Genomic DNA, 25661 nt, shown 5'->3' on the forward strand with positions numbered 1-25661 from the left:
ATTAGACGAGACGCAGGATTGGAGCATTTGCTCTAGTGTGCTAACTCATTACAATGGACGACAAAATACACTAAGGATTACAACGAGTATGCGGTTAATGCACTGGAAACGGAAGTTGTCAGCCCTGTCACTGGCAGTTTCTTTGTTACCTGTGGCCTCGGGGGTGGCGGCAGCACCTTTGAATTTTGATCAGGCTTGGCAGACTCTGCAGCAGGTCAATGACGGCTTAAAAGCAGAGATGAGCGCGGCTGAGCGAGCACAAAAAATGGCGCAAGCGTCGGATGGGCTGAATTTGCCGAAGGTCGATTTGAATGCGCAGGTCACTCGGTTAAGTGATCCGCTGTCGATGGATTTAAAAGAGATCCAGCCGTTTCCAACCTTGGCTCCCAAGCTGGATCAATTGCTCGGAGGGTTGGTTTCCAGTGGCTTACTGAGTCCTGAGGCGGTCGCTAAACTTAAAAGTATCCCTACCGAAACCGATTTATCGAACCAAACGGTGAAAACCGCAGGGGTTAATGCGCTGTGGGTGATTTACTCCGGTGGCCGCATTAGCGCCGCGCAAAGCGCCGCCTATGCGCAAGCCTCGGAAGCGCAGCAGCAGTTTGCGTTAAAGCGCTTGCAGGCGTTTTCCGATTTGACCCGCTTCTATTATGGCGTGACGCTGGCGCAAAACGTCTACCAGACCCGTACCCAAGTGGCGCATGCATTGGCGCAGCATCTGATGCACGCGCAAAAGCTCGAACAGCATGGCCAGATAGCGAAGGTTGAACGTCTGTCGGCACAGGTGGCGTACGATCGCGCTAAGGTAGAGGCAGAAAATGCCCGTCGTGAACTGGAAATCGCGCAGTTGGTTTTGGATGAGTTGCTGCATCAAAACGATGTACAGCCTAGCTCGCCACTGGTTACCAAGCTGACCCTGCCGTCACTCTCTACGCTGGTACGTGATGCGCTGAATGCGAACCCCGCGATGTCACTGCTGGATGCTAAAGATAAGCAAGCACAAAGCTTGGAAAAAGCCGAGCGTGGTCGTTATCTGCCGAATGTGGCGGCATTTGGTAACTATAACCTGTATCACGATGACAGCATTCTGGGCGAGCGCGCCCCTGATTGGATGGTCGGCGTGGGAGTCAGCGTGCCGCTGGTTGATAACAGTGGACGTAATGATTTGCTGGCTGCCGCACACATGGCGCGCAAAGAGGTGGGCTATCGCCGCGCCGAGTTGCAGCGCCAATTAAAGGTAGGGGTTGAGCAAGCGTACCGCGAGCTGGAGCAGGCGAAGACCGAATACGATTCCCTACAATCGAGTCAGGCATTGGCCAAAGAGAACTTCTTGCTGCGCAGTAAAGCCTTTGAGCAAGGGCTGGCGACCTCTTTAGATGTGGTGGATGCGCGTATGACCGAAGCGGCCATTGATACCCAGCGATTAGCTGCCAGTTATCGGATGACCAATGCGTTGGCCAAATTGCTGACCTTAACCGGTCAACCGGATGCATTTAACCGCTACCAGCGGTAACAGTTTTAGGTGATGGGATGAACAAGAAAATGAAAACCGCGGCAGTGGTTGCCGCCGCGGGTGTGGCTGCAGCGCTGGTGATTACCTATTTTGCAGCCTATTCCTCGCACAGTGAATTGATGCAAGGGCAGATTGAAGCGCAGCAGTATTTTGTATCGGCCAAGGTGCCGGGGCGCATTGAGCAAGTGCTGGTGCAAAAAGGGCAAAACGTAAAGGTCGGCGATCGGATTTTTGTTCTATCGACGCCAGAGTTGGATGCCAAATTAAATCAGGCGAAAGCCGGTGAAGCGGCGGCAGGGGCGGTTAAACAGGAAGTGGATAACGGCGCGCGTACCCAGCAGATTGCAGCAGCCAAAGATGTGTGGATGAAAGCCAAAGCGGCGGCCATGTTGGCCGAGAAAACCTATCAGCGCGTGAATGCGTTGTACCGTGATGGTGTGATGGCAGAGCAAAAGCGCGATGAAGCCAAAACCGGATGGGAAGCGGCCAAATACACTGAGCAGGCGGCCTTCCAGCAATATCAGCTGGCGGTAGAGGGCTCACGTAAGGGTGAGAAACTGGCGGCGGCTGAGAAAGAAAAAATGGCCGCCGCCGCCGTACAAGAAGTGCAGGCCTATCTGACGGATGCGGAGCTGACCGCATATCACGATGGCGTGGTGGATCAGGTATTGTTGCATCCGGGCGAGCTGGCCCCGGCCGGATTCCCTGTGGTAACGCTGGTGGATTTGCAAGATGCGTGGGCACTGTTTCAAGTGCGGGAAGATAAGCTGGCTCAGTTCAAGCAAGGGAGCGAGTTTGACGTGCGTATTCCGGCGTTAGACCCAGACAAAACTTTCCGCTTCAAAGTCACCTATATCAATGTGATGGGCGATTATGCCACGTGGCGTACCACCCAACCGGGACGCGGCTATGACATGCGCACCTTCCAGATTGAAATGCGTCCGGTGGCGCCGATTGACGGGCTGCGCGTTGGGATGAGTGTGCTGCTGGAGGCCAAGTGAAACCGGGCATCTGGTTAACGGCCCAGCGTGAATGGCAACGCATTCGACAAGACCGCTGGGTTTTCGCGCTGACGGTCTGGCTGCCGCCGCTGTTTTTTGTCCTGATATGGGGGATTTTCCATGTGGGGATCCCGCAAGATTTGCCGATTGCGGTGTTGGATCAGGATCACAGCCCGCTATCGCGCGATTTGACGCGGCGTTTAGATGCCGCGCCTTCGTTGCAGGTGGCGTATCAGGCCGATGATTTGGCGCAAGGTATGCATTTGGTGCGTAGCGGCAAAGCCTATGCACTGGTGGTTTTACCCTATCGTTTGGATACGGACGTCAAATTACACTTAAGCCCGAGCGTGATGGGTTATTACAACAGCCAATATGTGCTGATTGGTAAGGTGATCAATACCGCCTTGCAAACCACCATCGTCACCAAGGCGACCGAGCTTAATGCTCAGATCCACGTCGCGCGCGGGAAAAACCCTTATCAGGCGATTGGGCAGGCGTTGCCTCTGCGCAATCAGCTGACGCCGCTGTATAACATCGGGCTTAACTATGTGCCGTTTTTAGTGACGGCCGTGGTTCCGGCGCTGTGGCAGATTTTCCTGATCACCGTGGTGATTGCGGCATTGGGCTTAGAGCTGCGCGACAGTAATGGCCGCGCATGGCTGCAAAGTGCGGATGGCTGTTTGGGCGCGGCGTTGGCGGGGAAAATGCTGCCGTATGGCTTGTGGTTTGCGTTACATGGCGCGCTGTTTTTATGGGGGATGGATGTCCTGCTCGGTTGGCGTATTGCTGGCAGTATCCCGCTGCTTTTGCTGGCGCAGTGGCTGACCATTGGCGCGTATGTGGCGATGGGCACCTTGCTGTACTGTACCAGCTTTCATTATGGCCGCGCAGCCAGTGCGGGGGCGGCATATACCGCGCCGGCGTTTGCCTTCATGGGGATCACCTTCCCGTTGGCGGATATGCCGGGCTTTGCCCGTTTTTGGTCGGATATTATTCCGATCTCCCACTATATGCAGGTGCAGATCCAGCAGATGAATTATGCCGCCAGTTGGCGTATCTCGTGGCAGGCGATGCTGCCATTGTTGGCTTTCTGGCTGATGATCCCGCCAGCTTTATGGTTGTTGCGGGTGAAGCTGCGTAAAACCGGAGGTATGCCGGTATGAACCTCAAACAGGTATGGTGGCAAGAGCTGCTGGCGCTGGGAAAAAACAGCGCCATCTTGATGACGGTATTTGCTGGATTGCTGTTCTATTCGGTGCTCTATCCGCTGCCGTACTCACAGCAAGTGGTGACGCATATGCCGGTGGCGGTGTGGGACAACGATCACTCGCCATTGAGTCGCGAGTTTATTCGCCGCGTAGAGTCGACCCCGCAAGTCACGGTCAGCGCAGTGGTGACTTCGCGCCAAGAAGCCGATGCCCTGATGCAGCAAGGCGAGGTGCATGGTTTGCTGGTGCTGCCTTTGCATTTTGAGCGCGATGTACTTCTGGGGAAAAGTCCGGTAGTGGCGGTGGAAGGGGATGCCAGTTATTTTCTGATTTACTCTTCTATTGCGGAGGCAATCGCCAAAGTCAGTGGCACCTTGGGCGCGCAGGTGAAAGTGACCAAGGAGTTATCGCAAGGTACCCCGTATTTGGGCGCGCTCAGTACCGCGCTGCCGCTGCAATCGGATACGCAGGCCCTGTTTAACCCAACCATTGGCTATGTGGCGTATGTGGTACCGGCGGTGTTTGTGCTGATTTTGCACCAAACCTTGCTGATTGCTGCCGGGATCCAAACTGCCGAGTGTAAAGAGCGTACCTTGGGCGGAGAGCGTGGTTACTGGCTACAGGCCTCGCCGTGGACGGTGCTGGTGGCGCGCGGTTTGGTGTTTGTGCCCTTGTATCTGCTGGCGGCGATGTATTATCTCGGCGGATGTTTTGAGCATTACAACATCGTTCGGCAAGCCAACCCGTGGTTGCTCTTGTTGTTGTGCACCCTGCTGTTTTGGACCACTTACTGCTTTGCGGTGATGCTGACCTTTTTCATGACGCGGCGTGAAACCCCGACACAAGCGGTGCTGATTTCATCGCTGCCGATTGTGTTTACTGCTGGTTTTGTCTGGCCGTCGATGGCGATCCCGTGGCCAATTTTGTGGCTGGCGCGCACTATCCCAGGGGTGAACGGTATCGAGCTGATGGTCAAATACAACCAGATGGGCGCGTCACTGACTGAAGTGGGCGGGCCGTTGTGGCGCTTGCTGGCTCAAGCGGTGCTGTACACCGTCTTGGCTTGGTGGGTGCTGCGACATAGCCAAGCGTTAGCCGCTAACGAGAAGGCGGCTAGCAGCAAGATCAGCGCAGTTAAAGGCTAACTGAGCGGGATGCTGAGGGTTCTCCACATCAGTGCTCTCGATATGGCATACAGCGCGTTATAGAAGCCGGAAAGGTTAACGTAGATATAAACGGCGCAGAAAGAAAAGTAGCAAGAAAAAAGGGCATCCATGCGGATGCCCTTTTTGTTTACGCTTTCGTTAAGCGCAATCGCTCACTGAATTAGCGCGCGATACCGGTAATGCGGCACCACTCTTCGCGCTCGGCGATAGGATCGAGCACAAACTTCTCGCGGTACGCATCAGCCACCGATTCGGCTTGCGATTCCAAAATACCGGACAGACCCAGATGGCCACCGGATTTTGGCAGTACGCTGATCAGCGGTGCCAGCTCGCGCAGTGGGCCGGCCAGAATGTTGGCCACCACCACATCACCCAGTAAATCTTGTGGCTGATCTTTTGGCAGATACAGCTCCAGACGGTCAGACACGCCGTTACGCTCAGCGTTATCACGGCTGGCGGTGATGGCTTGGGGATCGATATCGATACCCACGGCGCGCGCAGCGCCCAGCTTCAGTGCGGCAATGGCCAGAATGCCGGAGCCACAACCAAAGTCGACCACCGTTTTGCCCACCAGATCCAGACCGTCTAACCACTCCAGACACAAGGCGGTGGTTGGGTGGGTACCGGTACCGAACGCCAGACCTGGGTCTAACATCACGTTTACCGCCTCAGGCTCCGGCACTTCACGCCAGCTTGGGCAGATCCACAGACGCTGACCAAAGCGCATTGGGTGGAAGTTATCCATCCACTCACGCTCCCAGTCTTTATCTTCCAGCTGCTCGATTTTGTGCACAAAATCGTTACCCAGCAGTGGTGATTGCTGCAGCTGCGCTATGACGGCGGCCATATCGGTTTCGGCGTCATACAGCGCCATCACGTCGGTGTCACCCCACAGGCGAGTTTCACCTGGCAGCGGTTCAAATACTGGGGTGTCGTGTGAGTCCATGAAGGTGATGGAGACAGAGCCGCTTTCCATCAGTACATCGCCGATAGCTTCGGCTTGGGCACCGGTGGTGTTCAGTTTCAGTTGGATCCAAGGCATGATAAACACTCAGTCAGTAAAAGGGCGCGGCCACGCCGCGCTCTGTTGTCAGTCAGATTGCCGCTAAATATAGCACGCGGCAGGGGGAGTTTCAGGCTTCGCTGCTGGGCAGTGGCAACGCCGGCTCGCTCGCCGGTTGGTGGCGCTCACCGAATTTATTGCCAATTAAGAAGGCCAACAGCCCAATCAGCAAGGTTGGTACAATGGCGTGCAGGCCGAGCGGCTTCATACCATAGATGTTGAGCAGCAGGTAGCTGCTACCGCCACACAGCATCGAGCTTAACGCGCCCCATGCGTTGGCGCGCTCCCAGTACAAACCCAGCACCAGCGGCCATAAGAACACCGCTTGCAGACCACCAAAGGCCATCAAGTTCAACCAGATGATCATCTCCGGCGGTTGCCATGCGGCCAGAATCAACAGCACACCCAAAATCAACGTGCTCAACGTCGACAGGCGTGAGATCCGCTTTTCATTGTGCTCATCTTGCGGACGTAGACGCAGATACAGATCTTTGACCAAGGTGGCGGAAGATTGGATCAGCTGCGCATCGATGGTGGACATGATGGCGGCCATCGGCGCGGCCAAGAAAATCCCTGCCGCCAGTGGGGGCAGCACTTGGATCATCAAAGTCGGGATCACCTGATCGGGAATGGCCAAATCGGGCAGAACCGCGCGACCGAGCGCACCGGTTAGGTGCATGCCGAGCATCAAGACGGCCACAATCAAGGTGCTGACAATCATGCCAAAATGCAGCGCTTTGCTGTCTTTGTAGGCCATGCAGCGCACCGCTGTGTGCGGCAAGCCAATGACGCCAAAGCAAACCAGCACCCAGAACGAGGCCATAAACGGCAGATCTAGCATGCCATCAGGGCCACGCGCGCTGAGCAAATCTGGATCGATATCGTGCAGGGTGTGAATGGCGGCCGGCAGACCACCGGCGGCATGGATCACCGCAAACAGCAGGATCAAGGTGCCGACCATCATCACGATGCCTTGCAGAGCATCAGTCATTGCTACCGCTCGAAAACCACCGAACATGGTGTACAGACCCACGGTCAGACCAAAAATCAGCAAGCCATCCAGATACGGAATGCCCACCGCAGTCTGCAACAGACGTGCACCGCCGATAAACTGCACGGTCATCGCGGCAAAAAAGGCGATCAACATGCTGGCGCACGAGACCCACACCACGGTGCGGTTGCGGTAACGGGCGTACAGCAGATCGTTGAGAGTCAGGGCATTGTAACGGCGCGATAAAATCGCGAATTTTTTCCCTAGCACCCCCAGCGATAGCCACGCCGCAGGCAGTTGGATCATTGCCAGCAGCACCCAGCCTAAACCGTACTTGTACGCCGCACCTGGTCCGCCGATAAACGAACTGGCGCTGGTGTAAGTGGCGGTGAGCGTCATGGCCAGCAAAAAGCCGCCCATTGAGCGGTTGCCGACATAGTACTCGTTCAGGAAGCTGCCTTTGCCGCGCTTGTAATAGGCGTAGATGGCGACCACAAACACCAAGGCCAAATAGCCGACCAGTGGCAGTAAAATCTCACTTTTCATCATCGCTCTCCAGTGAGATGTCGCGGTATACGTATTTGACCATCAGTGCACACAGGAAAATAAAAACCAGCGGCAGCAGCAGGCAGGCTAGCTCGAACCAGCGAGGCAAGCCGGTGAAACCGGTGCTGCTGTCCGGCAAGTAGGCGGCAACCGCCCAGCAAACCAGATAGGCCAGCGTCAGCCAGAAGGCCCAGCGCGCTTCACGGTGCGCCTGTTTGAAACGGTGATCATGCATGATCCGCCACGTCCCCCTTACAGCCAGAACAGAAAAAAGGCGGCAATTGTAGCGCAGATCCGGCAGAGGATAAAAAAAAAGCCAGCGCGAGGCTGGCTTGATGTGCAAACTGCGGCTTACTGCAGGCCGAGTTTCTTTTCCAGATAGTGGATATTGGTGCCACCTTGCTGGAAGTTTGGATCATCCATGATCTGCTCTTGCAGAGGGATGTTGGTTTTGATCCCATCAATAATGGTTTCGGACAGCGCATTACGCATGCGAGCAATGGCCACGTCACGGGTTTCGCCGTAGGTGATCAGTTTGCCGATCATGGAGTCGTAATGTGGCGGTACGGTATAACCACTGTAGATGTGAGATTCCCAGCGCACGCCGAAACCACCCGGTGAGTGGAAATGGGTGATCTTGCCCGGTGATGGCAGGAAAGTCTCCGGATCTTCGGCGTTGATACGGCACTCGATGGCGTGGCCACGAACCTGTACATCGCTTTGCTTGATAGACAGTGGCATGCCGGCAGCAATGCGCAGCTGCTCTTTGATCAAGTCGATACCAGTGATCATCTCGGTCACTGGGTGCTCTACCTGAATACGGGTGTTCATCTCGATAAAGTAGAACTCACCGTTTTCATACAGGAACTCAAACGTGCCCGCGCCGCGGTAGCCGATTTCGATACAGGCGTTGGTACAACGCTCACCGATATGGCGACGCATTTCCGGGGTAATGCCCGGTGCTGGCGCTTCTTCTACCACTTTCTGGTGGCGGCGCTGCATAGAGCAGTCACGCTCGGCCAGATAAATGGCATGACCTTGGCCATCGGCCAGTACCTGGATCTCGATATGACGAGGATTTTCCAGATACTTTTCCATGTAGACCATGTCATTGTTGAACGCCGCTTTGGCTTCAGCACGGGTCATGGTGATGGATTGCGCCAGCTCTTTTTCGCTGCGCACCACACGCATACCACGGCCACCGCCGCCGCCGGAGGCTTTCACGATGATTGGATAGCCGATGCGCTTGGCAATCGCCTTGTTTTTTTCCATATCATCGCCCAGCGGACCGTCAGAGCCCGGTACGCAAGGCACGCCCGCCGCTTTCATCGCGGTGATGGCGGACACTTTGTCCCCCATCAGACGGATGGTTTCTGCGCGTGGACCGATAAAGATAAAGCCGGAGTTCTCGACTTGTTCGGCAAAATCGGCGTTTTCAGACAGGAAGCCGTAACCTGGGTGGATGGCCACTGCGCCGGTAATTTCTGCCGCCGCAATGATCGCTGGGATGTTCAGGTAGCTTTTAGTGGATGGCGCCGGACCGATACATACGGTTTCGTCGGCCAGTCGCACATGCTTCAGCTCACGATCCGCGGTAGAGTGTACCGCGACAGTCTTAATTCCCAGCTCTTTACAGGCACGCAAAATACGCAGTGCAATTTCACCGCGGTTTGCGATAACAACTTTATCCAGCATGGTTATTCCCCGTTATTCGATGATAACCAGCGGCTCATCAAACTCTACTGGCTGGCCGTTTTCCAGCAGGATGGCTTTCACCACACCGGCTTTGTCGGCTTCAATCTGGTTCATCATTTTCATGGCTTCGACGATGCACAGTGGATCGCCAACGGATACGGTTTGACCCACTTCCACGAAGGCTTTCGCATCAGGGCTTGGGGTGCGGTAGAACGTACCCACCATTGGGGAGCGCACGATATGGCCAGTCATGGCTTCGCTCGCCGGCTTCACGTCAGCTGGCGCTGCAGCGGCAGCGGGGGCAGCAGCGACCGCAGCCGCAGGGGCTTGGGCAACATACTGCACGGCTGGTGCCGCGGTCATGACACGGCTGATACGAACCGACTCTTCACCTTCTGAAATTTCCAGCTCAGAAATACCAGATTCTTCAACCAGTTCGATCAGTTTTTTAATTTTACGAATATCCATTAGCGTGGTTCCGTAGAGTTGTTAGTTTTATGACAGACGGCGCAGTGCCGCCTGTAGAGCAAATTCATACCCGTCAGCACCCAGACCACAGATCACCCCGACGGCAACATCCGACAGATACGAGTGATGGCGGAACGGCTCACGGGCATGGACGTTCGATAAGTGAATTTCAATAAACGGAATGCCGACCCCAAGCAGTGCATCACGCAGTGCCACACTGGTGTGGGTGAAGGCGGCCGGATTAATCAGGATAAAATCACACTGGCCATAGGCCTGATGGATAGTGGTGATTAATTCCGCTTCCGAATTGGATTGAAAATGGGTCAGTTCGACGCCGGCGGCCTCGGCCTGAGCTGTCAAGCGGGCAATAATCTGGGGCAGAGTCTGTGAGCCGTAGTGTTTTGGCTCGCGCAGACCGAGCAAGTTCAGATTCGGACCATTGAGGACCAGAATGCGAAGATTTTGCGCCATTATGCTGACTTCTCCGGCGAACGTGAGGCTATAAAGGGAAAATACCCTGATTTGCTTTGTTATACCAGCGATGCGGTTTAAGAAAGCCAATCTATCACAAGGATTTTGATCATTATAATGATATCGGCTCAGTTGGCAGCAAAATACTGGTCTTATCAGCGAAGATGCGCTCAATGAAATTAGAGTCCAAACTCTAAAAAGCATCCTCAAGGCACGGCTGGCGCGGTCAGGGCCGGTAGACAGTTTGACGGGGTGAAGGGCGATAACATAGCAGGAAATGGGGCGGAAAACGTGCGGATCACGCCAATATCGACACTTGGCAACGGCAACACGGCGCTCAGTACGCCACCGAAGAAAGAGGAACGCGTGAAGGGAACAGCTCTGGGGGAAACGGAAAAAACCAAGAGAAAGCGTCCTACGCCCAAGACCGTAATAACGCGCACAGCACAAAAGCAGAACAAACGATGTGGCCAACAGTGACAGAAAAAAGATAAAAAAAAGGAGGCAAAGAATGCCTCCAGAAAAAACTAAACTGACCTAATGAGAATTATTGTAAGTATTTCTCTTGGTCGGGTGTTGATGTAGCGCAAGTTACGGAGCAAAAAAACAACATTCCCGGAGTGATGCGCACAACTGGCCACTTCAGGGTATGTTTTGATGTTTTTTTACTACAAACGCCCCCTTGCGTAGGTTTAACCTGATATCTATGCCATACACGTTATGCACGCTATGCGTGCCGTGTTGATTACTTACATTTGCTAAATCGCGATTTAGACAGACGGTGCATCAGTCGTCAGGCGAACCAAGGTGCGGCCAGTGACCTGATTATCCAGCAGGCGTGCGGCATACTCCGGCGCTTGGGCTAGCGTGATCTCTTGCGCGGCCTGTTGATAGAAGCTCTCTGGCAGCAAGGTCGCCAGACGTGACCACGCCTGTTGGCGCACGGCATACGGCGCTTGTACCGAATCGACCCCTTGCAGGCGCACGTTCCGCAGAATAAACGGCATCACGGTGGTCGGCAGGCCTGCGCCGCCGGCCAGACCGCAAGCCGCGACTGTGCCGCCATAGGTGGTTTGCGCCAGCACGTTGGCCAGCATCTGGCCACCCACGGTGTCGATAGCGCCTGCCCAGTGCTGTTTATCCAGCGGACGGCCTGGCTCACTCAGGGCTGCGCGCTCGATAATACGGCTGGCGCCCAGCGCTTGCAGGTAGGCATGATTTTCCGCGCGGCCGGTTACGGCGGCTACGCGATAGCCTAATTGGCTAAGCAGCGAGACCGCAACACTGCCCACGCCGCCACCGGCGCCAGTGACTAGCACTTCGCCTTGCTCTGGGGTGACGCCGCCGGCTTCCAGCGCCATCACACACAACATAGCGGTTAAACCGGCAGTACCAATAATCATGCTCTGGCGCTGGCTCAAACCCGCCGGCAGCGGTAGCAGCCAGTCTGCATTCACGCGCGCTTGTTCGGCCAGACCGCCAAAGTAGGTTTCGCCCACGCCCCAGCCGGTCAGGATCACCGCATCGCCAGCCTGATAACGTGGATCGGCAGATTCCAGCACCGTACCGGCAAAATCAATGCCGGGGATCATCGGAAATTGTCGGATGATCTTACCGCGCCCCGTGATCGCCAGTGCATCTTTGTAGTTCAGTCCCGACCACTGCACGGCCACCGTGACATTGTTTTCCGGTAATTGCTGTGGCGAGATTTCACGGACGTTAGCGAGGGTGTGTTGATCGGCGGATTGTTCGAGAATGAGGGCTTGCATGATGCTCTCCTTGGGCAGTACCGGATAATAAAGAAAAAATCAGATGACAAAATAAAGCGTAAACAAAATCAAATATGTGCGCTGATGCCGCAGTGTAAGCCTAGAGAAAAGCTATTATTTACTGCACAATATTGGGAAGTTTGGCGATTTTAGTGCTCGCAGCCGCAAATGCGGTGTTTTTGATGATACGCGGCCATCGTCAGTAAATTACCTGTTAACGCGCCATTTGTCATATATTCCTGCACGGAGTTCGATGCCATAGTCCGAACGCCGCCGCAGCCATATTGCCATGCTTGCATGACGGCCCCACGACGGCTCATTATTTATTGGTATGCGGGCAAGCTTTGAGGCAAGGCGCATGTACTGGTGTTATGACTGGATTCGGCTTACGTAGCCGGTTTGGTCGAGCGAAGGCCTGCTAGCAAGGCCTTCGAGTAGCGCCATATAGACACCGCGCCGGTATCAATACGGATATCACAGACCCGAAGTACCAATCTGCGTGCTCAACTGATGGGATAACAACAAGGATGCGTTTTACCACCCGATTTGTGGCGTTTGTCACGTCATTTGTAGGGCTGGCGATGGTAGTGATGCTGATTGGCGGCACACTGGGTTTTCGTCAGCTGGCCGAAGATCAGGTCTCTCACCGCTGGCTGACCGTGGTGACGGTGATCGATCAGGCGCTGCAAAAAGATGAGCCAAACAAGCTCGATGACTGGCTACCGCCGATTTTGGCGGCGGCAGAAGTGCAGACGCTGACGATCCGCAATGCCGCCCGCGAGATTTATCACTATCAAGCACCAAAAAATGTCGAAATCAACGACAAAATGCTGGTGCATTATCAGTATCCGTTACTGCTCAATCCGGGCGATCAGGTGCAGATTAGCGCCGTTGATCCGCTGCTGCGCTACACCTATTCCATCACCTCGATGTCTTCGATTTCACTGGCTTCTGGTCTGGTGATCATTGGTTTGATCTTTGGTCTCAACTGGTTGCGTGAACAGTTGCTGGGGGCCGAGATGCTCGAAGATCGCGCGCGATTGATCTTGAAAAAAGGCATTGAAGATATTCCGCAGCGTGACCCGCGCGAATGGCCGCAATCGGCCAGTGTGGTGCTAGATCGGCTAATGAGCGAGCTGCATGATGCGCGGCAAGAGCGTAGCCGTTTCGATACCTTTATTCGTTCGCATACCTTTTTGGATCAGCTGACCGGGGTGTCGAACCGGATGTTCTTTGATAATCAGCTGTCGGCTTTACTGGATGAGCCGGAAAGTCATGGCTGCGTGATGGTGATCCGGTTGGCGGATATCGATGTCCTGCGCCATGACATGGGCGACAAGGTCGCCGATGCCCTGATTCAGGATCTGGTTTCGCAACTGTCGACCTTTGTGCTGCGTGTACCAAATGGCCTATTGGCGCGTTATTTCGATGGTGATTTTGCCGCCTTGCTGCCGCAGTTGGGGATTAAGGAAGCCGGGCATCTGGCCGAACAAATTCTGAAGATGACTCAGCAATTACCGCTGCCTTCCGGTATTGATGCCAGTGCCTTTGTGTTTATCGGTTTGGTCAGCTTTAGACAAAATGACATTCTGGAGAATGTCATGGATGAAGCGGAGATGGCAGTGCGTTCGGCGTCACTGCAAGGCAGCAATAGCTGGTTTGCCAGCAGCAAAGAGCGGCCAGACGATGCACCAGTGCGTGGTTCGGTTCGTTGGCGCACGCTGCTGGAAAATGCCCTTAATAAAAAAGAGCTGTATCCATTTACCCAAGCGATCTTAAGTCGCGATGGAGTTACGGAACAGGTTGAAATGTTTATTCGGATTAAAGACGAACAGGGCAACTGGTTACGCTCGGTTGAATTTATGCCGATGGTCAAGCAGTTAGGTTTAGCTGAGCGATTTGATCGCGAAATTATGTTGATGGCAATCCGTTTGCTAGAGAAAATACCGGGGCATGAGGGGATCGCGGTCAATTTAACCGTGGACGCATTACTGCGTAAATCTTTTCAGTATTGGTTACGGGATCTGCTGATGCAGCAGCCAAGAAATATCCGGCAGCGATTATTTTTGGAACTTGCAGAGGCAGATCTGTGTCAACACATCGACAGATTGCGTACACTGGCCCGTTTCCTCAAAGGAATGGATTGTAAATTGGTGGTCGTGCAGGCTGGGCTGACGGTAGTAAATACTTTTTATATCAAACTGCTGCAGATTGATATTATCAAGTTACACCCGAGTCTGGTGCATAATATTGATCAGCGTCCGGAAAACCAATTATTTGTACGTAGCCTGATTGGTGCGTGTGCAGGAACCACCGCGCGTTTGTATGCCGTTGGTGTACAATCCACGCAGGAATGGACAAAATTACGAAAATTAGGGGTCTATGCCGGTCAGGGCACATTGTTTGCGCCGGTAAAACCTGTCACTCAGCGTCGACAGTTATCCTTTCGTCGTCCCCGGGCCTGATTCGCGTGGTGTTGTCACCTTGAGTGCGAGCTGACACGCGCTGATGTCTTGTGTTGCAGAGAAATTTAAAAAATACGTGGTGAGAATAACGTCTTTATTCCCATCAGAATTGCGTTGCCAGCCTTATAGCGCCTTGAGCGGGGCGATAGGGGTTGGTAGAGTAGCCCGAGTTTTCCGGGCAGAGTTTTCAGGATTGGCCGTTAGTTATGTTTAAAAAGTTTCGTGGCATGTTTTCCAATGACTTGTCCATCGATTTGGGTACCGCAAACACCCTGATCTATGTGAAAGGACAAGGCATTGTTCTGAATGAACCTTCCGTGGTGGCGATCCGTCAGGATCGTTCCGGTTCATCCAAGAGTGTGGCAGCGGTCGGGCATGAAGCCAAACAGATGTTGGGCCGTACTCCGGGCAACATCGCGGCCATCCGTCCGATGAAAGATGGTGTGATTGCAGACTTCTTCGTGACTGAGAAGATGCTGCAGCACTTCATCAAACAAGTGCACAGCAACAGCATGATGCGTCCGAGCCCACGCGTTCTGGTGTGTGTGCCTGTGGGTGCGACGCAAGTTGAGCGTCGTGCAATCCGTGAGTCCGCACTGGGTGCTGGCGCGCGTGAAGTGTTCCTGATTGAAGAGCCTATGGCGGCGGCGATCGGTGCAGGTCTGCCGGTATCGGAAGCGACCGGCTCCATGGTGATCGATATCGGTGGTGGTACTACCGAAGTCGCGGTGATCTCCTTGAACGGCGTGGTGTATTCCTCGTCTGTGCGTATCGGTGGTGACCGTTTCGATGAAGCCATCATCAACTATGTGCGCCGTAACTACGGCTCGCTGATTGGTGAAGCGACAGCTGAACGTATCAAGCACGAAATCGGCTCGGCCTATCCGGGCGACGAAGTGCGTGAAATCGAAGTGCGTGGCCGTAACTTGGCTGAAGGGGTACCGCGTAGCTTTACCCTGAACTCCAACGAAATTCTGGAAGCATTGCAAGAGCCGTTGACCGGTATCGTGTCGGCGGTGATGGTGGCACTGGAGCAGTGTCCGCCAGAGCTGGCTTCTGACATTTCTGAGCGCGGTATGGTGCTGACCGGTGGTGGAGCACTGCTGCGTAACTTGGAGCGCTTGCTGACCGAAGAAACCGGTATTCCGGTGGTGGTCGCCGAAGATCCACTGACCTGTGTGGCTCGCGGTGGCGGTAAAGCGCTGGAAATGATCGATATGCACGGCGGCGATCTGTTCAGCGAAGATTGAGCCGAATGATCGGGTGACGGCGTTTGCGTCGTCACCCTCTGCATATCGAGGGTTAGAACAACATTATGAAGCCGATTTTTGGCCGTGGCCCATCCCTGCAATTGCGTCTGTTTCTGGCCGTGGTCACTTCTGTTAGCTTGCTGATCATGGACAGTCGGCTGATTACTTTCAACAGTGTACGATCGTCATTAGACACGCTGATAAGCCCGCTGCACTATCTCGCCAATTCCCCGCGTCAGTTGCTGGATTCCGCCTCCGAGCGTTTAGAAAGTCAGGATCGTTTAATTCTGGAAAACCGCGCTTTGCGTCAGGAGTTACTGACTAAAAACAGTGATTTGTTGATGCTCGAGCAGCTTAAACATGAAAACGACCGGTTACGTGAGTTGCTCGGTTCGCCGCTGCGTAGCGACGAGCGCAAGATGGTGGCGCAGGTACTGACCGCCGATACGGATCCTTACACTCATCAGGTGGTGATCGATAAGGGATCGGATCAGGGCGTGTACATTGGCCAGCCGGTGATCAGTGATAAAGGCGTGGTTGGACAGGTGATTTCGGTTGGCAAGGTGTCGAGCCGAGTGCTGCTGATCTCCGATGCAACCCATGCGATCCCAGTACAGGTACTGCGTAACGATATTCGCGTGATTGCCAGCGGCACTGGACGCCGCGATGAGTTGCAACTGGAGCATATTCCAAGCTCTACCGATATTCGCCCCGGTGACATGTTAGTGACCTCTGGGCTTGGCGGCCGTTTCCCTGAAGGGTATCCGGTCGGGATTATCAAATCGTTTGATGTTGATAGCCAAAACGCGTTTGCCGTGGTGTCGGTAACGCCGACCGCCCAATTGGAGCGTTTGCGTTATCTGCTGCTGCTGTGGCCGAACAAGAGTGAGACCACGCCGCCACCAACCGCCGATGAAGTGCGTGAAGCGGCACGTGAGCGGATCCCGGATGCGCTGCCGCCGCTTGAAACCACGTCGGATGCCGAGGGTAGCGTGCCTTCGGGGGCTACGCCTACGAGTACAACGCCTACGAGTAATACACCGTCGGGTACCGCGCCTGCCAGAGCCAAACCTGCCGGCGCTGCGGCTAGCGGTAATGGCGCGGCTAAGCCTTCGGCCTCGACTGCGCCGGCCGCTAACAAGCCGAGTGCGACACGTACACCGGCCACGCCGCCTGCCGCCAAACCGGTTCAGGGAGCAAGACAGTGAGTTTTTATCGAGCCCGTGGACGAGTCATGATTGCTCTGTCCTTTTTGATTGCGCTGGTGCTGCAGATGATGCCGTGGCCGGTGGAGCTGGATGCATTGCGTCCCTCATGGCTGGCCTTGGTGCTGATTTACTGGGTGGTGGCGTTGCCGCATCGGGTGAATGTCGGCACCGCCTTTGTCATCGGGATCATCTGGGATCTGGCGCAGGGCGCCACGCTGGGGGTACATGCGCTGGCGCTGTCCCTGCTGGCGTATGTGGTGGCATTCAATTTTCAGTTATTACGTAATTTGGCACTCTGGCAACAAGGGGTGGTGGTGCTGGTGTTATCGCTGGCCTGCAAACTGATCGTCTTTTGGGCTGAGTTTTTGGTCTCAACGGTGCAGTTCCACCCCGACATGCTGTGGGGCAGTTTGATCAGCGGTCTGTTGTGGCCATGGCTGTTTTTGCTGCTGCGTAAAGTACGACGCCAGTTTGCCATCCGTTAAGGACGGGTATGATTTATTTAGCATCCACTTCCCCGCGTCGGCGTGAGCTGCTGGCCTTGCTGGACGCGGAGTTTACCGTTTTACCGATCAATGTACCGGAAATTTACGATCCGTCAGAATCACCGCAGCAATATGTGTTACGGTTAGCGCAGGATAAGGCCCAGGCCGGGGTGAGTGTGGCACCGCAGGATCATCCGGTGGTGGCTGCCGATACCATTGTGGTATTAGACGGGCAGGTACTGGAAAAGCCACGTGATGAAGCGCATGCCGCTACCATGCTGCAAGCGCTGTCTGGGCGTACTCATCAGGTGTTTACCGCGGTGGCGGTGGCCGATCGCCAGCAGATGCATTGCGATTGCGTGGTCACGGATGTGACCTTCCGCCCGTTAACGGCGGCGGATATTGCTCACTATATTCAGTCTGGTGAACCGGCGGATAAAGCCGGTGCCTATGGCATTCAGGGTGCAGGTGGCCGTTTCGTGGCGCACCTGTCAGGCAGTTACCATGCTGTGATGGGCTTACCCTTAATGGAAACCGATCAGCTGCTGGCTCGTTTTACCCGAACCGCGTAAACGGCAGGGTGCGCCGGCAGAACAGAGAAGAGTTGAGGAATTACCATGACGGCTGAGCTATTAATCAACGTTACTCCGAGTGAAACCCGGATCGCGATGGTCGAGGGCGGGGTATTACAGGAAGTCCATATTGAGCGCGAGGCCAAACGCGGGATCGTCGGCAATATTTATAAGGGAAAAGTCAGCCGGGTATTGCCGGGGATGCAAGCCGCTTTTGTCGATATTGGTCTGGAAAAGGCCGCGTTCTTGCACGCTTCTGACATCGTTCCGCATACCGAGTGCGTAGCGGACACCGAGCAACAACAATTTCGCGTGCGCGATATTGCCGAGTTGGTGCGCCAAGGGCAAGACATCATGGTGCAGGTGGTTAAAGATCCGCTTGGCACCAAAGGGGCGCGCTTGACCACGGATATCACGCTGCCTTCACGCTATCTGGTGTTTATGCCAGGGGCGAGCCATGTCGGCGTATCTCAGCGGATCGAGAGCGAAGTTGAGCGCGAGCGTTTGAAAAGCATTGTCTCGCAGCAGTGCGACGAACTGGGCGGTTTTATTATTCGCACCGCCGCCGAAGGCGTGGGCGAAGCGGAGCTGGCGCAAGATGCGGCGTTTTTAAAACGTCTGTGGAGTAAAGTGCTGCAGCGTAAAACCCGTCAGGGCAGCCGAACTACCTTGTACGGTGAGTTGGCGATTGGTCAGCGCATTTTGCGCGACTTTGTCGGTACTGAATTAGCGCGTATTCGTGTGGACTCGCGACAGATGTTTGAAGTGCTGACCGAATTTACCCGCGAATATGTGCCAGAGCTGACGGACAAGTTCGAGCTGTATACCGGTCGCCAACCGATTTTCGACCTGTTTGATATCGAAAATGAGATCCAGCGGGTGCTGGATCGGAAAGTGGAGCTCAAATCGGGCGGTTATTTGATTATCGATCAGACCGAAGCGATGACCACCATCGATATCAACACGGGCGCTTTTGTTGGGCATCGCAATTTAGAAGAGACTATCTTCAATACCAACATCGAAGCGACTCAAGCTATCGCTCGTCAGCTGCGCCTGCGTAATTTAGGCGGCATCATCATTATCGATTTTATCGATATGCTGAGTGAAGAGCACCGTCGGCGCGTACTGCACTCGCTAGAGCAAGCGCTGGGCAAAGATCGGGTCAAAACCAACATCAACGGGTTTACCCAGTTGGGGCTGGTGGAGATGACGCGTAAGCGCACTCGTGAGAGCTTAGAGCACGTGTTGTGTGGCGAATGCCCGACCTGCCAAGGGCGCGGTACGGTCAAGACCGTAGAAAGTGTCTGTTATGAGATCCTGCGCGAAATCGTGCGGGTGCATCATGCCTATGACGCCGATCAGTTTTTGGTGTATGCCTCGGCGGCAGTGGCGGATGCGCTACGCGGCGAGGAGTCGCATGCACTGGCCGAGCTGGAGCTGTTCATCGGAAAACAGGTTAAAATTCAAACTGAACCGCTCTATCAACAAGAGCAGTTTGATGTCGTCATGATGTGACGGAGCCGATTGTGGGGCAATCACCGCGCGTAGCCTGGGGGCTACGTATTTTCGCCGGAATTCTGGTGCTGATTGCCCTGCTGATCAGCGGATTACGTCTGGCGTTACCGCACCTGAATCAGTGGCGTGAGCCGCTGCTGACTCAGGTGCGCAGTTGGACCGGCGTACCGCTGGATATCGGTATGCTGCAAGGGCGCTGGCTGGCGGCCGGTCCACAGCTGACGCTGGAAAATGTCACCTTAAACCTGCCGAAATTGCAGGTTCAGGTTGCCCGTGTCGAAGGGCGGCTCAATCTCTGGCAATCCTTACTGCAGCGTCGCTGGCAGTTTTCCTCCCTGATTTTTTCTGGTGTCCGTTTGGACAGCCGCTATCCGTGGCGCGCCAGCGAGCCGGCCGGTAATGATAATGATCGGCAAGCGCTGCGGCGGCTGGATGAGCTGGTGTTCGACCAACTCAGTCAATTTGAGCTGCAAGATAGCCAATTTCGTTTCATCACGCCCTCCGGTGAACCTTTACAGCTGACCGTCAACCGACTGGGTTGGCATAACGGCAAGCGTCGTCATCAGGCGCAAGGCAGTATTGCGCTGGCGGGCGGTGGGCAAAATTATGGCGCGCTGGATCTGCGTTTTGATCTTTATGATGGGGTGCATCGTTTAGAGCGCGGGCAGATTTATCTGCACGGTGAGCAGCTGGATCTGACGCCGTGGTTGACGCAGCGTGGCGCTCGTCTAAGCGGTTTGCAATCAGCGCAGCTGAGTGTCAGCGCGTGGCTGACGATAGCCGATAACCGCATGCAACAAGGCTTGTTGCAGCTGGAAAATGGCCGCAGTCTTTGGGGCCAGGGGAGCGATACTCATAGCCTGAGCTTTCGCCGTTTGCAGGTACAGTTACAGCGCACCGGTGACCTCCTGACGGCGCGAGTGCCGCAGCTGGCACTGCAAACCGATCAACAACCTTGGCCGCTCAGCGCATTGCAAGCGACCTATCAGCAAGATCAGCTGCAGATCCAAAGCTCTGCGTTAGATCTGGCCTTGATCTCTCCATTGTTACCTGCAGCAGTACCGGAGATCCCGGCGTTGCGGGTGTTGCAACAAATGCAGCCGCACGGGGAGCTCAGCGCTCTCAACCTCACGTTACCGCTGACCAAACTGGAAAACACCACGCTAAACGCTCGTTTTGCCCATGTGGGGATCCGCGGCGGTGAGCAGTGGCCCGCCCTGACCGATGTCACCGGTAATCTGCAAGGCTCGTTAGCGGCGGCGAACTTACAGGTGCGCGCTGGTCCACACAGTGTCTTGACCTATCCGCAGCAGTTTCCTGAACCGATTACACTGGCCGGCAGTGAAGTGGACTTACAGGCCACCTTTGGCGAACAAGGCTGGCAGCTGCGCAGTGAGCGGGTGGATTTACGCTCGCCGTATTTGCAGTTTAATGGTCGTTTTCGCTTAGATTGGCCGCGGGCGCAAGCGCCATGGCTGGGCATTTTGGGTGGTATTAATTTGAATCAGGCGGCGCAGGCGTGGCGTTATTATCCTCGTGGCCTGATGGGCAATGCGCTGACCGATTACCTAAAACCGACGCTGCAAGCCGGCCATGTGCAGGGCGCGACCTTGGTGTGGGCCGGCGATCCGCTGCAATTTCCTTATCAGGGCAATGATGGGGTGTTTCAGGTGGCGGTGCCGGTACGACAGGCCGTATTCCAGTTTGACCCTCACTGGTTGCCGCTGCGCGATTTGGATCTCGACTTGCTGTTTGAAGACGATCGCTTGTTGATGCACAGCACCCAAGCGCGTTTGGGCGCGGCGCGCGCAACCCGCATTGAGGCCAGCATTGATCCACTGCACGCCGACGCCAACTTGAAAATTGATGCCAGCGTACAAGGACGCGCGCCGGAGGTGCAATATTATCTGACTCACTCCCCACTGCGTGACTCGGTAGGCGCGGCGCTGCAAGAGATCCAACTGCAAGGGCCGGTGAAAGGGCAGTTGCAGCTGTCGATTCCGCTGTCTGGCGCACAGGCCGATGCCAAAGGCCGTGTGTGGTTAGACAATAACGCCCTGCGCTTGAAATCGTTGGATTTGGTATTGTCGGGGGTCAAAGGTGATTTTCGCTTTGATAACGGCAATCTACGCAGTCAGCCATTACAAGCCCGCTTGTGGCAGCAACCGGTCACGCTCGATTTTACCACCCGTCAGCAACAGCAAAATTACACCATTGATGTCGGCCTGAAAGGCAATTGGCAAGTCAGTCAACTGCCGCAGGCGTGGAACACTCCGCTGTGGCAACAACTCAGTGGCCGCCTGCCTTGGCAAGGCAAAGTCGCGGTGCAATTGCCGGCAAGCGGAGGGGCCCGTTATCAGGTGAATTTGGACGGCGGGCTCGGCGCCGTACGCAGCCGCTTACCGGCGCCGCTGGATAGTGCCGCTTGGCAGGGGCAACGTTGGCAGGCGACGGCCAAAGGCGATCTGAAACGCTTTACCGTACAGGCGAACTGGGGGGCGTTAGCGCGCTTCCAAGGCGCTTGGCAAGTGGGGGCGCAGGCTAGCTTGCAGCGTGCATGGTTGGATGTGGGGCCGGTCAATTCGAAGGCGCGTCCGGCTGGCGCTATGGTGCTGACCGCCAACTTACCGAGCCTGAATTTGGATGCGTGGCAAGACATGCTGGTGCCGGCAGTGAGTAATTTAAGTCGCAGTACCCCAACGCCTGCCGGCTGGTTAGGTTATCTGCCCGACTATCTGCAGCTGGATACCGGTACGCTGCAGCTCGGTGGTCAGCGCTGGGATAACCTAGCGCTCAATGGCCGCTTGCAAGGTGACAGTTATCAGCTCAAGGCGTTAGGTCAGCAAATTCGCGGTACTGCGACGCTGCATCGTCAGGCGCCGTGGCGCATTGATCTGGCCTACCTCAATTGGCGCTCACCTGACTCCAGTGCTGTCTCTAGCCCGGCTTTAGGTAGCGCGGCTAGCCGCCCGATACCGGCGACGAGTAACCGTTCCAGCTCATCGTCAGCGGCGCAAACTACCGATTTTCGCCGTTGGCCAGCGCTGCGCCTGCGGTGTAATGACTGCCAGATTGATGGTCAGGCGTTCAAACGGGTGCAGGCCGATTTGACGCCATCGGCACAGGCGTTGACCCTCAGCAATGGCTTGATTGATACCGGCCTTGGCACCTTAACCTTTGATGGTGCATGGCGTGGCGGACGTGGGCAAGCGGTGCTCACGACCGTCGGAGGCCGATTGCAAACTCCGAATCTGGCAGCATTGCTGACCCACTTTGGTGTGGCCACTTCACTGCGTGATACGCCAACCGATCTGACTTTTACTCTGCGCTGGCCGGGAGCGCCGTGGCAGCTGGATTTATCCCAGCTCGGTGGCTCGTTGTCGCTAAAAGCGCGTAAAGGGATGATCTCCGAAGTCGGAGGCCGAACCGGACAGGTTCTGCGGTTAGTGAGTACTGACTCATTGCTGCGTAAGCTGCGGCTGGACTTCAGTGACGCGTTTGAAGAAGGTTTCTTTTACGACAAGATAACCGGCACGGCATCGATTACCCGCGGTATACTGCGTACCGATAACCTGTTGATTGACGGCTTGCTGGCCGATATCGCCCTGCGCGGGGATATGAATTTATACCGCCGCACCATTAACATGGATGCCGTGATAGCGCCTGAACTGGGCGCCGGTTTGTCGGTGGCCACGGCCTTTATGGTCAATCCGGTGGCGGGACTCGCGGTATTTGCCGCCTCGCAAGCCTTGTCACCGCTGTGGAGCAAGCTTTCCCTGCTGCGCTATCATATTGAAGGTAGCATGGATAATCCGCAGGTTCAGGAAACGCAGCGTATAGAAAAAGGAGATTTCTGATGGATGCTCGCAGACCGAATATCGCCCTTTTGCAGTTATGCAGCGGAGCTGATGTGCAGCTGAATTTGCTGCAAATTGAAGGGCAATTGCGCCAACTGGATGCCAGCGTGCAGCTGGTAGTATTACCGGAAAATGCGTTGTTATTTGCCGATGCGGTGGCCTACCGCGGCTGGGCCGAGCGCGAAGGTGAAGGTCGGTTACAAGAAACGCTGGCTACGTTGGCTCGCCGTTATAGCAAGTGGTTACTGGTTGGCTCGATGCCGCTGTATCACCGTACTGATGACCAGCGTTTGACCAGCAGCTGTCTGCTGTTTGATGCTAGCGGCCAGATCCGCGCGCGTTACGATAAAATCCACCTGTTTGATGTGGAAGTGGCTGACTCGCAAGGACATTATTGCGAGTCACAAACTTACTGCGGCGGACAGCAAGTGGTGGTGGTGGACTCACCGGTTGGCCGTCTGGGGTTATCCATCTGTTATGATTTACGTTTCCCCGGCTTGTATCAGCAGCTACGCCAGCAGGGCGCTGAAATTTTGGTGGTGCCTGCGGCCTTTACCACGGTAACCGGTGAAGCGCACTGGGAAGTATTGCTGCGCGCACGGGCAATCGAAAACCAATGCTGGGTGGTGGCCGCGGCGCAAGTGGGTGGGCACTCACCTAAGCGCCACACCTGGGGACACAGCATGGTGGTGGACCCCTGGGGCAGCGTAGTGACAGAGCAGCCCGATCGGATCGCCCCGTTACAAGCTTGCGTGGATGTATCTGCGCTTCCTATACTGCGCAATCAAATGCCGGTCTTACAGCATAACCGGTTTGATGCACAATTTTTGAAGTGATGGGCTGCTATGGCGCATCACAGGATTAGATAAAGAGTACCCCCGATGAGTCTGAACGCTGTCAGTGAGCAGTTACTATCCCCGACCGGTCTTGATATTTCTGATCTCGAGACAACGTTGAGTCTGCTGGCCGAGCGCCATGTGGATTACGCCGACCTCTATTTTCAGTCCAGTTACCACGAAGCGTGGGTGCTGGAAGATCGCATTATTAAAGACGCCTCGTACAACATCGATAAAGGGGTGGGTGTGCGCGCGGTCAGCGGTGAAAAGACCGGTTTTGCGTATGCCGATCAGATCACCCGTCATAGCCTGCAGCAAAGTGCGCTGGCCGCTCGTGGCATTGCCGCCGCAGGGCAATCGGGTGTATGTCGCCCGTTGATGGCGCAAAACGCCAGCGGGATTTATCTGCCAGTCGATCCGCTCGGTAGCTTGTCGCGGGAAGATAAAATTGCCCTGTTGCATCAGGTCGATAAAGCGGCGCGTGCCGCTGATCCGCGCGTGACTGAAGTGACCGCCAGCTTAACCGGCGTTTACGAAGAAGTGCTGGTGGCCGCCACCGATGGCACGCTGGCGGCGGATATTCGTCCGCTGGTGCGTTTGTCAGTCAGTGTGCTGGTGGAAGACGATGGCTTGCGCGAACGCGGTTCTGCCGGTGGTGGCGCGCGTACCGGCTATGCCTATTTCCAAGCTGAAGAAAATGGCGAAATTCGTGCCGAAGCCTTTGCCCGTGAAGCGGTGCGTCAGGCGTTGGTGAACCTGCACGCCACGCCAGCGCCTGCCGGTACCATGCCGGTGGTGTTAGGGGCTGGTTGGCCGGGCGTGTTGTTGCATGAAGCGGTTGGTCATGGTCTGGAAGGTGATTTTAACCGTAAGGAAGCGTCGGTGTTCTCCGGGCGTATCGGTGAGCAGGTGACCTCGCCGCTGTGTACCATTGTCGATGACGGCACGTTGGCTCATCGCCGCGGTTCATTGAATATCGATGATGAAGGAGTACCGGGTCAGTACAACGTGCTGATTGAAAACGGTATTCTGAAAGGCTACATGCAAGATAAGCTCAACGCGCGCCTGATGGGCGTGGCGCCAACCGGTAATGGTCGCCGTGAGTCGTATGCGCACCTGCCGATGCCGCGTATGACCAATACCTACATGTTGGCCGGTCAACACACACCGCAAGAGATTATCAGCAGTGTGGAATATGGCCTGTACGCGCCTAACTTTGGTGGCGGTCAGGTGGATATCACCTCTGGTAAGTTCGTATTCTCCGCTTCCGAAGCCTATCTGATTGAAAACGGTCAGATTACTCGTCCGGTCAAAGGCGCGACCTTGGTTGGTTCTGGTATCGAAGCGATGCAGCAGGTGTCGATGGTGGGTAACGATCTGGCGCTGGATAAGGGCGTTGGGGTATGCGGTAAAGAAGGGCAAAGCGTGCCGGTGGGCGTTGGTCAGCCAACCCTGAAGCTGGATGCGATGACCGTGGGCGGTACCGCCTAAGTTAAGTGTGCGCGTTAGGTGCGTGGTAGCGGTGTCTGCCTAGAGACCGCTACCGGGTTACTGTCCTTGTAACCTGCGGTAGACGTTTTTA

20 protein-coding genes are annotated in these 25661 nt (G+C 55.4%); 13 read left to right on the forward strand and 7 right to left on the reverse strand.

The genetic code is table 11. The features are described from left to right. Nucleotides 1-97 precede the first annotated feature (97 nt). From NCTC9997_RS01575 to NCTC9997_RS01590, 4 genes are read left to right on the forward strand one after another with little or no spacing between them, the layout of a single operon-like run. Nucleotides 98-1513 (forward strand): TolC family protein, encoded by a 1416-nt coding sequence (locus NCTC9997_RS01575; RefSeq protein ID WP_167550111.1) that lies wholly within the window; start codon nt 98-100, stop codon nt 1511-1513. Between the two features lie 17 nt (nt 1514-1530). Beyond that, nucleotides 1531-2514 carry an HlyD family secretion protein gene (locus NCTC9997_RS01580; RefSeq protein WP_036768664.1) on the forward strand — a complete coding sequence of 328 codons (984 nt, stop codon included), beginning with the start codon at nt 1531-1533 and terminating at the stop codon, nt 2512-2514. Then, on the forward strand, nt 2511-3677 hold the full coding sequence (locus tag NCTC9997_RS01585; protein WP_082935445.1) for an ABC transporter permease: 1167 nt from the start codon (nt 2511-2513) through the stop codon (nt 3675-3677). Before NCTC9997_RS01580 ends, NCTC9997_RS01585 begins: the two co-directional genes overlap by 4 nt. Further along, complete coding sequence (locus tag NCTC9997_RS01590) at nt 3674-4867, forward strand: ABC transporter permease (protein WP_064977142.1); 1194 nt, start codon at nt 3674-3676, stop codon at nt 4865-4867. Before NCTC9997_RS01585 ends, NCTC9997_RS01590 begins: the two co-directional genes overlap by 4 nt. 181 nt (nt 4868-5048) lie before the next feature. Here the strand turns inward: NCTC9997_RS01590 and prmA are convergent, their stop codons facing one another. The 7 genes from prmA to acuI form a co-directional block, all read right to left on the reverse strand. Then, the gene (gene prmA, locus NCTC9997_RS01595; protein ID WP_047708710.1) at nt 5049-5930 is read right to left on the reverse strand and encodes a 50S ribosomal protein L11 methyltransferase; all 882 of its coding nucleotides are present in this window, start codon (nt 5928-5930) and stop codon (nt 5049-5051) included. Nucleotides 5931-6021: 91 nt separating this feature from the next. Then, the gene (panF, locus tag NCTC9997_RS01600; protein ID WP_039046474.1) at nt 6022-7488 is read right to left on the reverse strand and encodes a sodium/pantothenate symporter; all 1467 of its coding nucleotides are present in this window, start codon (nt 7486-7488) and stop codon (nt 6022-6024) included. Continuing rightward, a complete protein-coding gene (locus NCTC9997_RS01605; RefSeq protein WP_010862682.1) occupies nt 7478-7723 on the reverse strand; it encodes a YhdT family protein in 246 nt (81 codons plus the stop codon). The genes panF and NCTC9997_RS01605 overlap by 11 nt, the downstream gene beginning before the upstream one ends. Nucleotides 7724-7839: 116 nt before the next feature. After that, complete coding sequence (gene accC, locus NCTC9997_RS01610; protein WP_039046475.1) at nt 7840-9183, reverse strand: acetyl-CoA carboxylase biotin carboxylase subunit; 1344 nt, start codon at nt 9181-9183, stop codon at nt 7840-7842. 12 nt (nt 9184-9195) lie between these two features. After that, the gene (accB, locus tag NCTC9997_RS01615; protein ID WP_047708707.1) at nt 9196-9651 is read right to left on the reverse strand and encodes an acetyl-CoA carboxylase biotin carboxyl carrier protein; all 456 of its coding nucleotides are present in this window, start codon (nt 9649-9651) and stop codon (nt 9196-9198) included. Nucleotides 9652-9678: 27 nt separating this feature from the next. After that, nucleotides 9679-10122 carry a type II 3-dehydroquinate dehydratase gene (gene aroQ, locus NCTC9997_RS01620; RefSeq protein ID WP_010862678.1) on the reverse strand — a complete coding sequence of 148 codons (444 nt, stop codon included), beginning with the start codon at nt 10120-10122 and terminating at the stop codon, nt 9679-9681. Nucleotides 10123-10892: 770 nt separating this feature from the next. Further along, the gene (gene acuI, locus NCTC9997_RS01625; protein ID WP_064977143.1) at nt 10893-11891 is read right to left on the reverse strand and encodes an acrylyl-CoA reductase (NADPH); all 999 of its coding nucleotides are present in this window, start codon (nt 11889-11891) and stop codon (nt 10893-10895) included. Nucleotides 11892-12418: 527 nt separating this feature from the next. Between acuI and csrD the strand changes: the two genes are divergently transcribed. From csrD to tldD, 9 genes are all read left to right on the forward strand, one after another. Then, entirely contained in the window at nt 12419-14356 is a 1938-nt protein-coding gene (csrD, locus tag NCTC9997_RS01630; RefSeq protein WP_047708703.1) for an RNase E specificity factor CsrD, read from the forward strand. A gap of 206 nt (nt 14357-14562) precedes the next feature. After that, nucleotides 14563-15606 (forward strand): rod shape-determining protein MreB, encoded by a 1044-nt coding sequence (mreB, locus tag NCTC9997_RS01635; RefSeq protein ID WP_010862674.1) that lies wholly within the window; start codon nt 14563-14565, stop codon nt 15604-15606. Between the two features lie 65 nt (nt 15607-15671). Continuing rightward, entirely contained in the window at nt 15672-16814 is a 1143-nt protein-coding gene (gene mreC, locus NCTC9997_RS01640; protein WP_064977144.1) for a rod shape-determining protein MreC, read from the forward strand. Beyond that, nucleotides 16811-17299, forward strand: coding sequence for a rod shape-determining protein MreD (gene mreD / locus NCTC9997_RS01645; protein ID WP_010862672.1), 489 nt, complete (start codon nt 16811-16813; stop codon nt 17297-17299). Before mreC ends, mreD begins: the two co-directional genes overlap by 4 nt. A gap of 8 nt (nt 17300-17307) precedes the next feature. Beyond that, the gene (locus tag NCTC9997_RS01650) at nt 17308-17871 is read left to right on the forward strand and encodes a Maf family protein (protein ID WP_064977145.1); all 564 of its coding nucleotides are present in this window, start codon (nt 17308-17310) and stop codon (nt 17869-17871) included. A gap of 45 nt (nt 17872-17916) precedes the next feature. Further along, the gene (rng, locus tag NCTC9997_RS01655) at nt 17917-19386 is read left to right on the forward strand and encodes a ribonuclease G (protein ID WP_010862670.1); all 1470 of its coding nucleotides are present in this window, start codon (nt 17917-17919) and stop codon (nt 19384-19386) included. Nucleotides 19387-19397: 11 nt separating this feature from the next. Continuing rightward, nucleotides 19398-23243: a YhdP family protein gene (locus NCTC9997_RS01660; protein WP_167550112.1), complete on the forward strand. Its 3846-nt coding sequence runs from the start codon at nt 19398-19400 to the stop codon at nt 23241-23243. Then, nucleotides 23243-24079: a carbon-nitrogen hydrolase family protein gene (locus tag NCTC9997_RS01665; protein WP_064977146.1), complete on the forward strand. Its 837-nt coding sequence runs from the start codon at nt 23243-23245 to the stop codon at nt 24077-24079. The genes NCTC9997_RS01660 and NCTC9997_RS01665 overlap by 1 nt, the downstream gene beginning before the upstream one ends. A gap of 45 nt (nt 24080-24124) precedes the next feature. After that, complete coding sequence (tldD, locus tag NCTC9997_RS01670) at nt 24125-25570, forward strand: metalloprotease TldD (protein WP_064977147.1); 1446 nt, start codon at nt 24125-24127, stop codon at nt 25568-25570. The last annotated feature ends 91 nt before the right edge of the window (nt 25571-25661 follow it).

It is taken from the genome of Plesiomonas shigelloides, assembly GCF_900087055.1.
In the GTDB taxonomy this organism is placed as follows: Bacteria; Pseudomonadota; Gammaproteobacteria; order Enterobacterales; family CAMTGL01; genus Plesiomonas; species Plesiomonas shigelloides.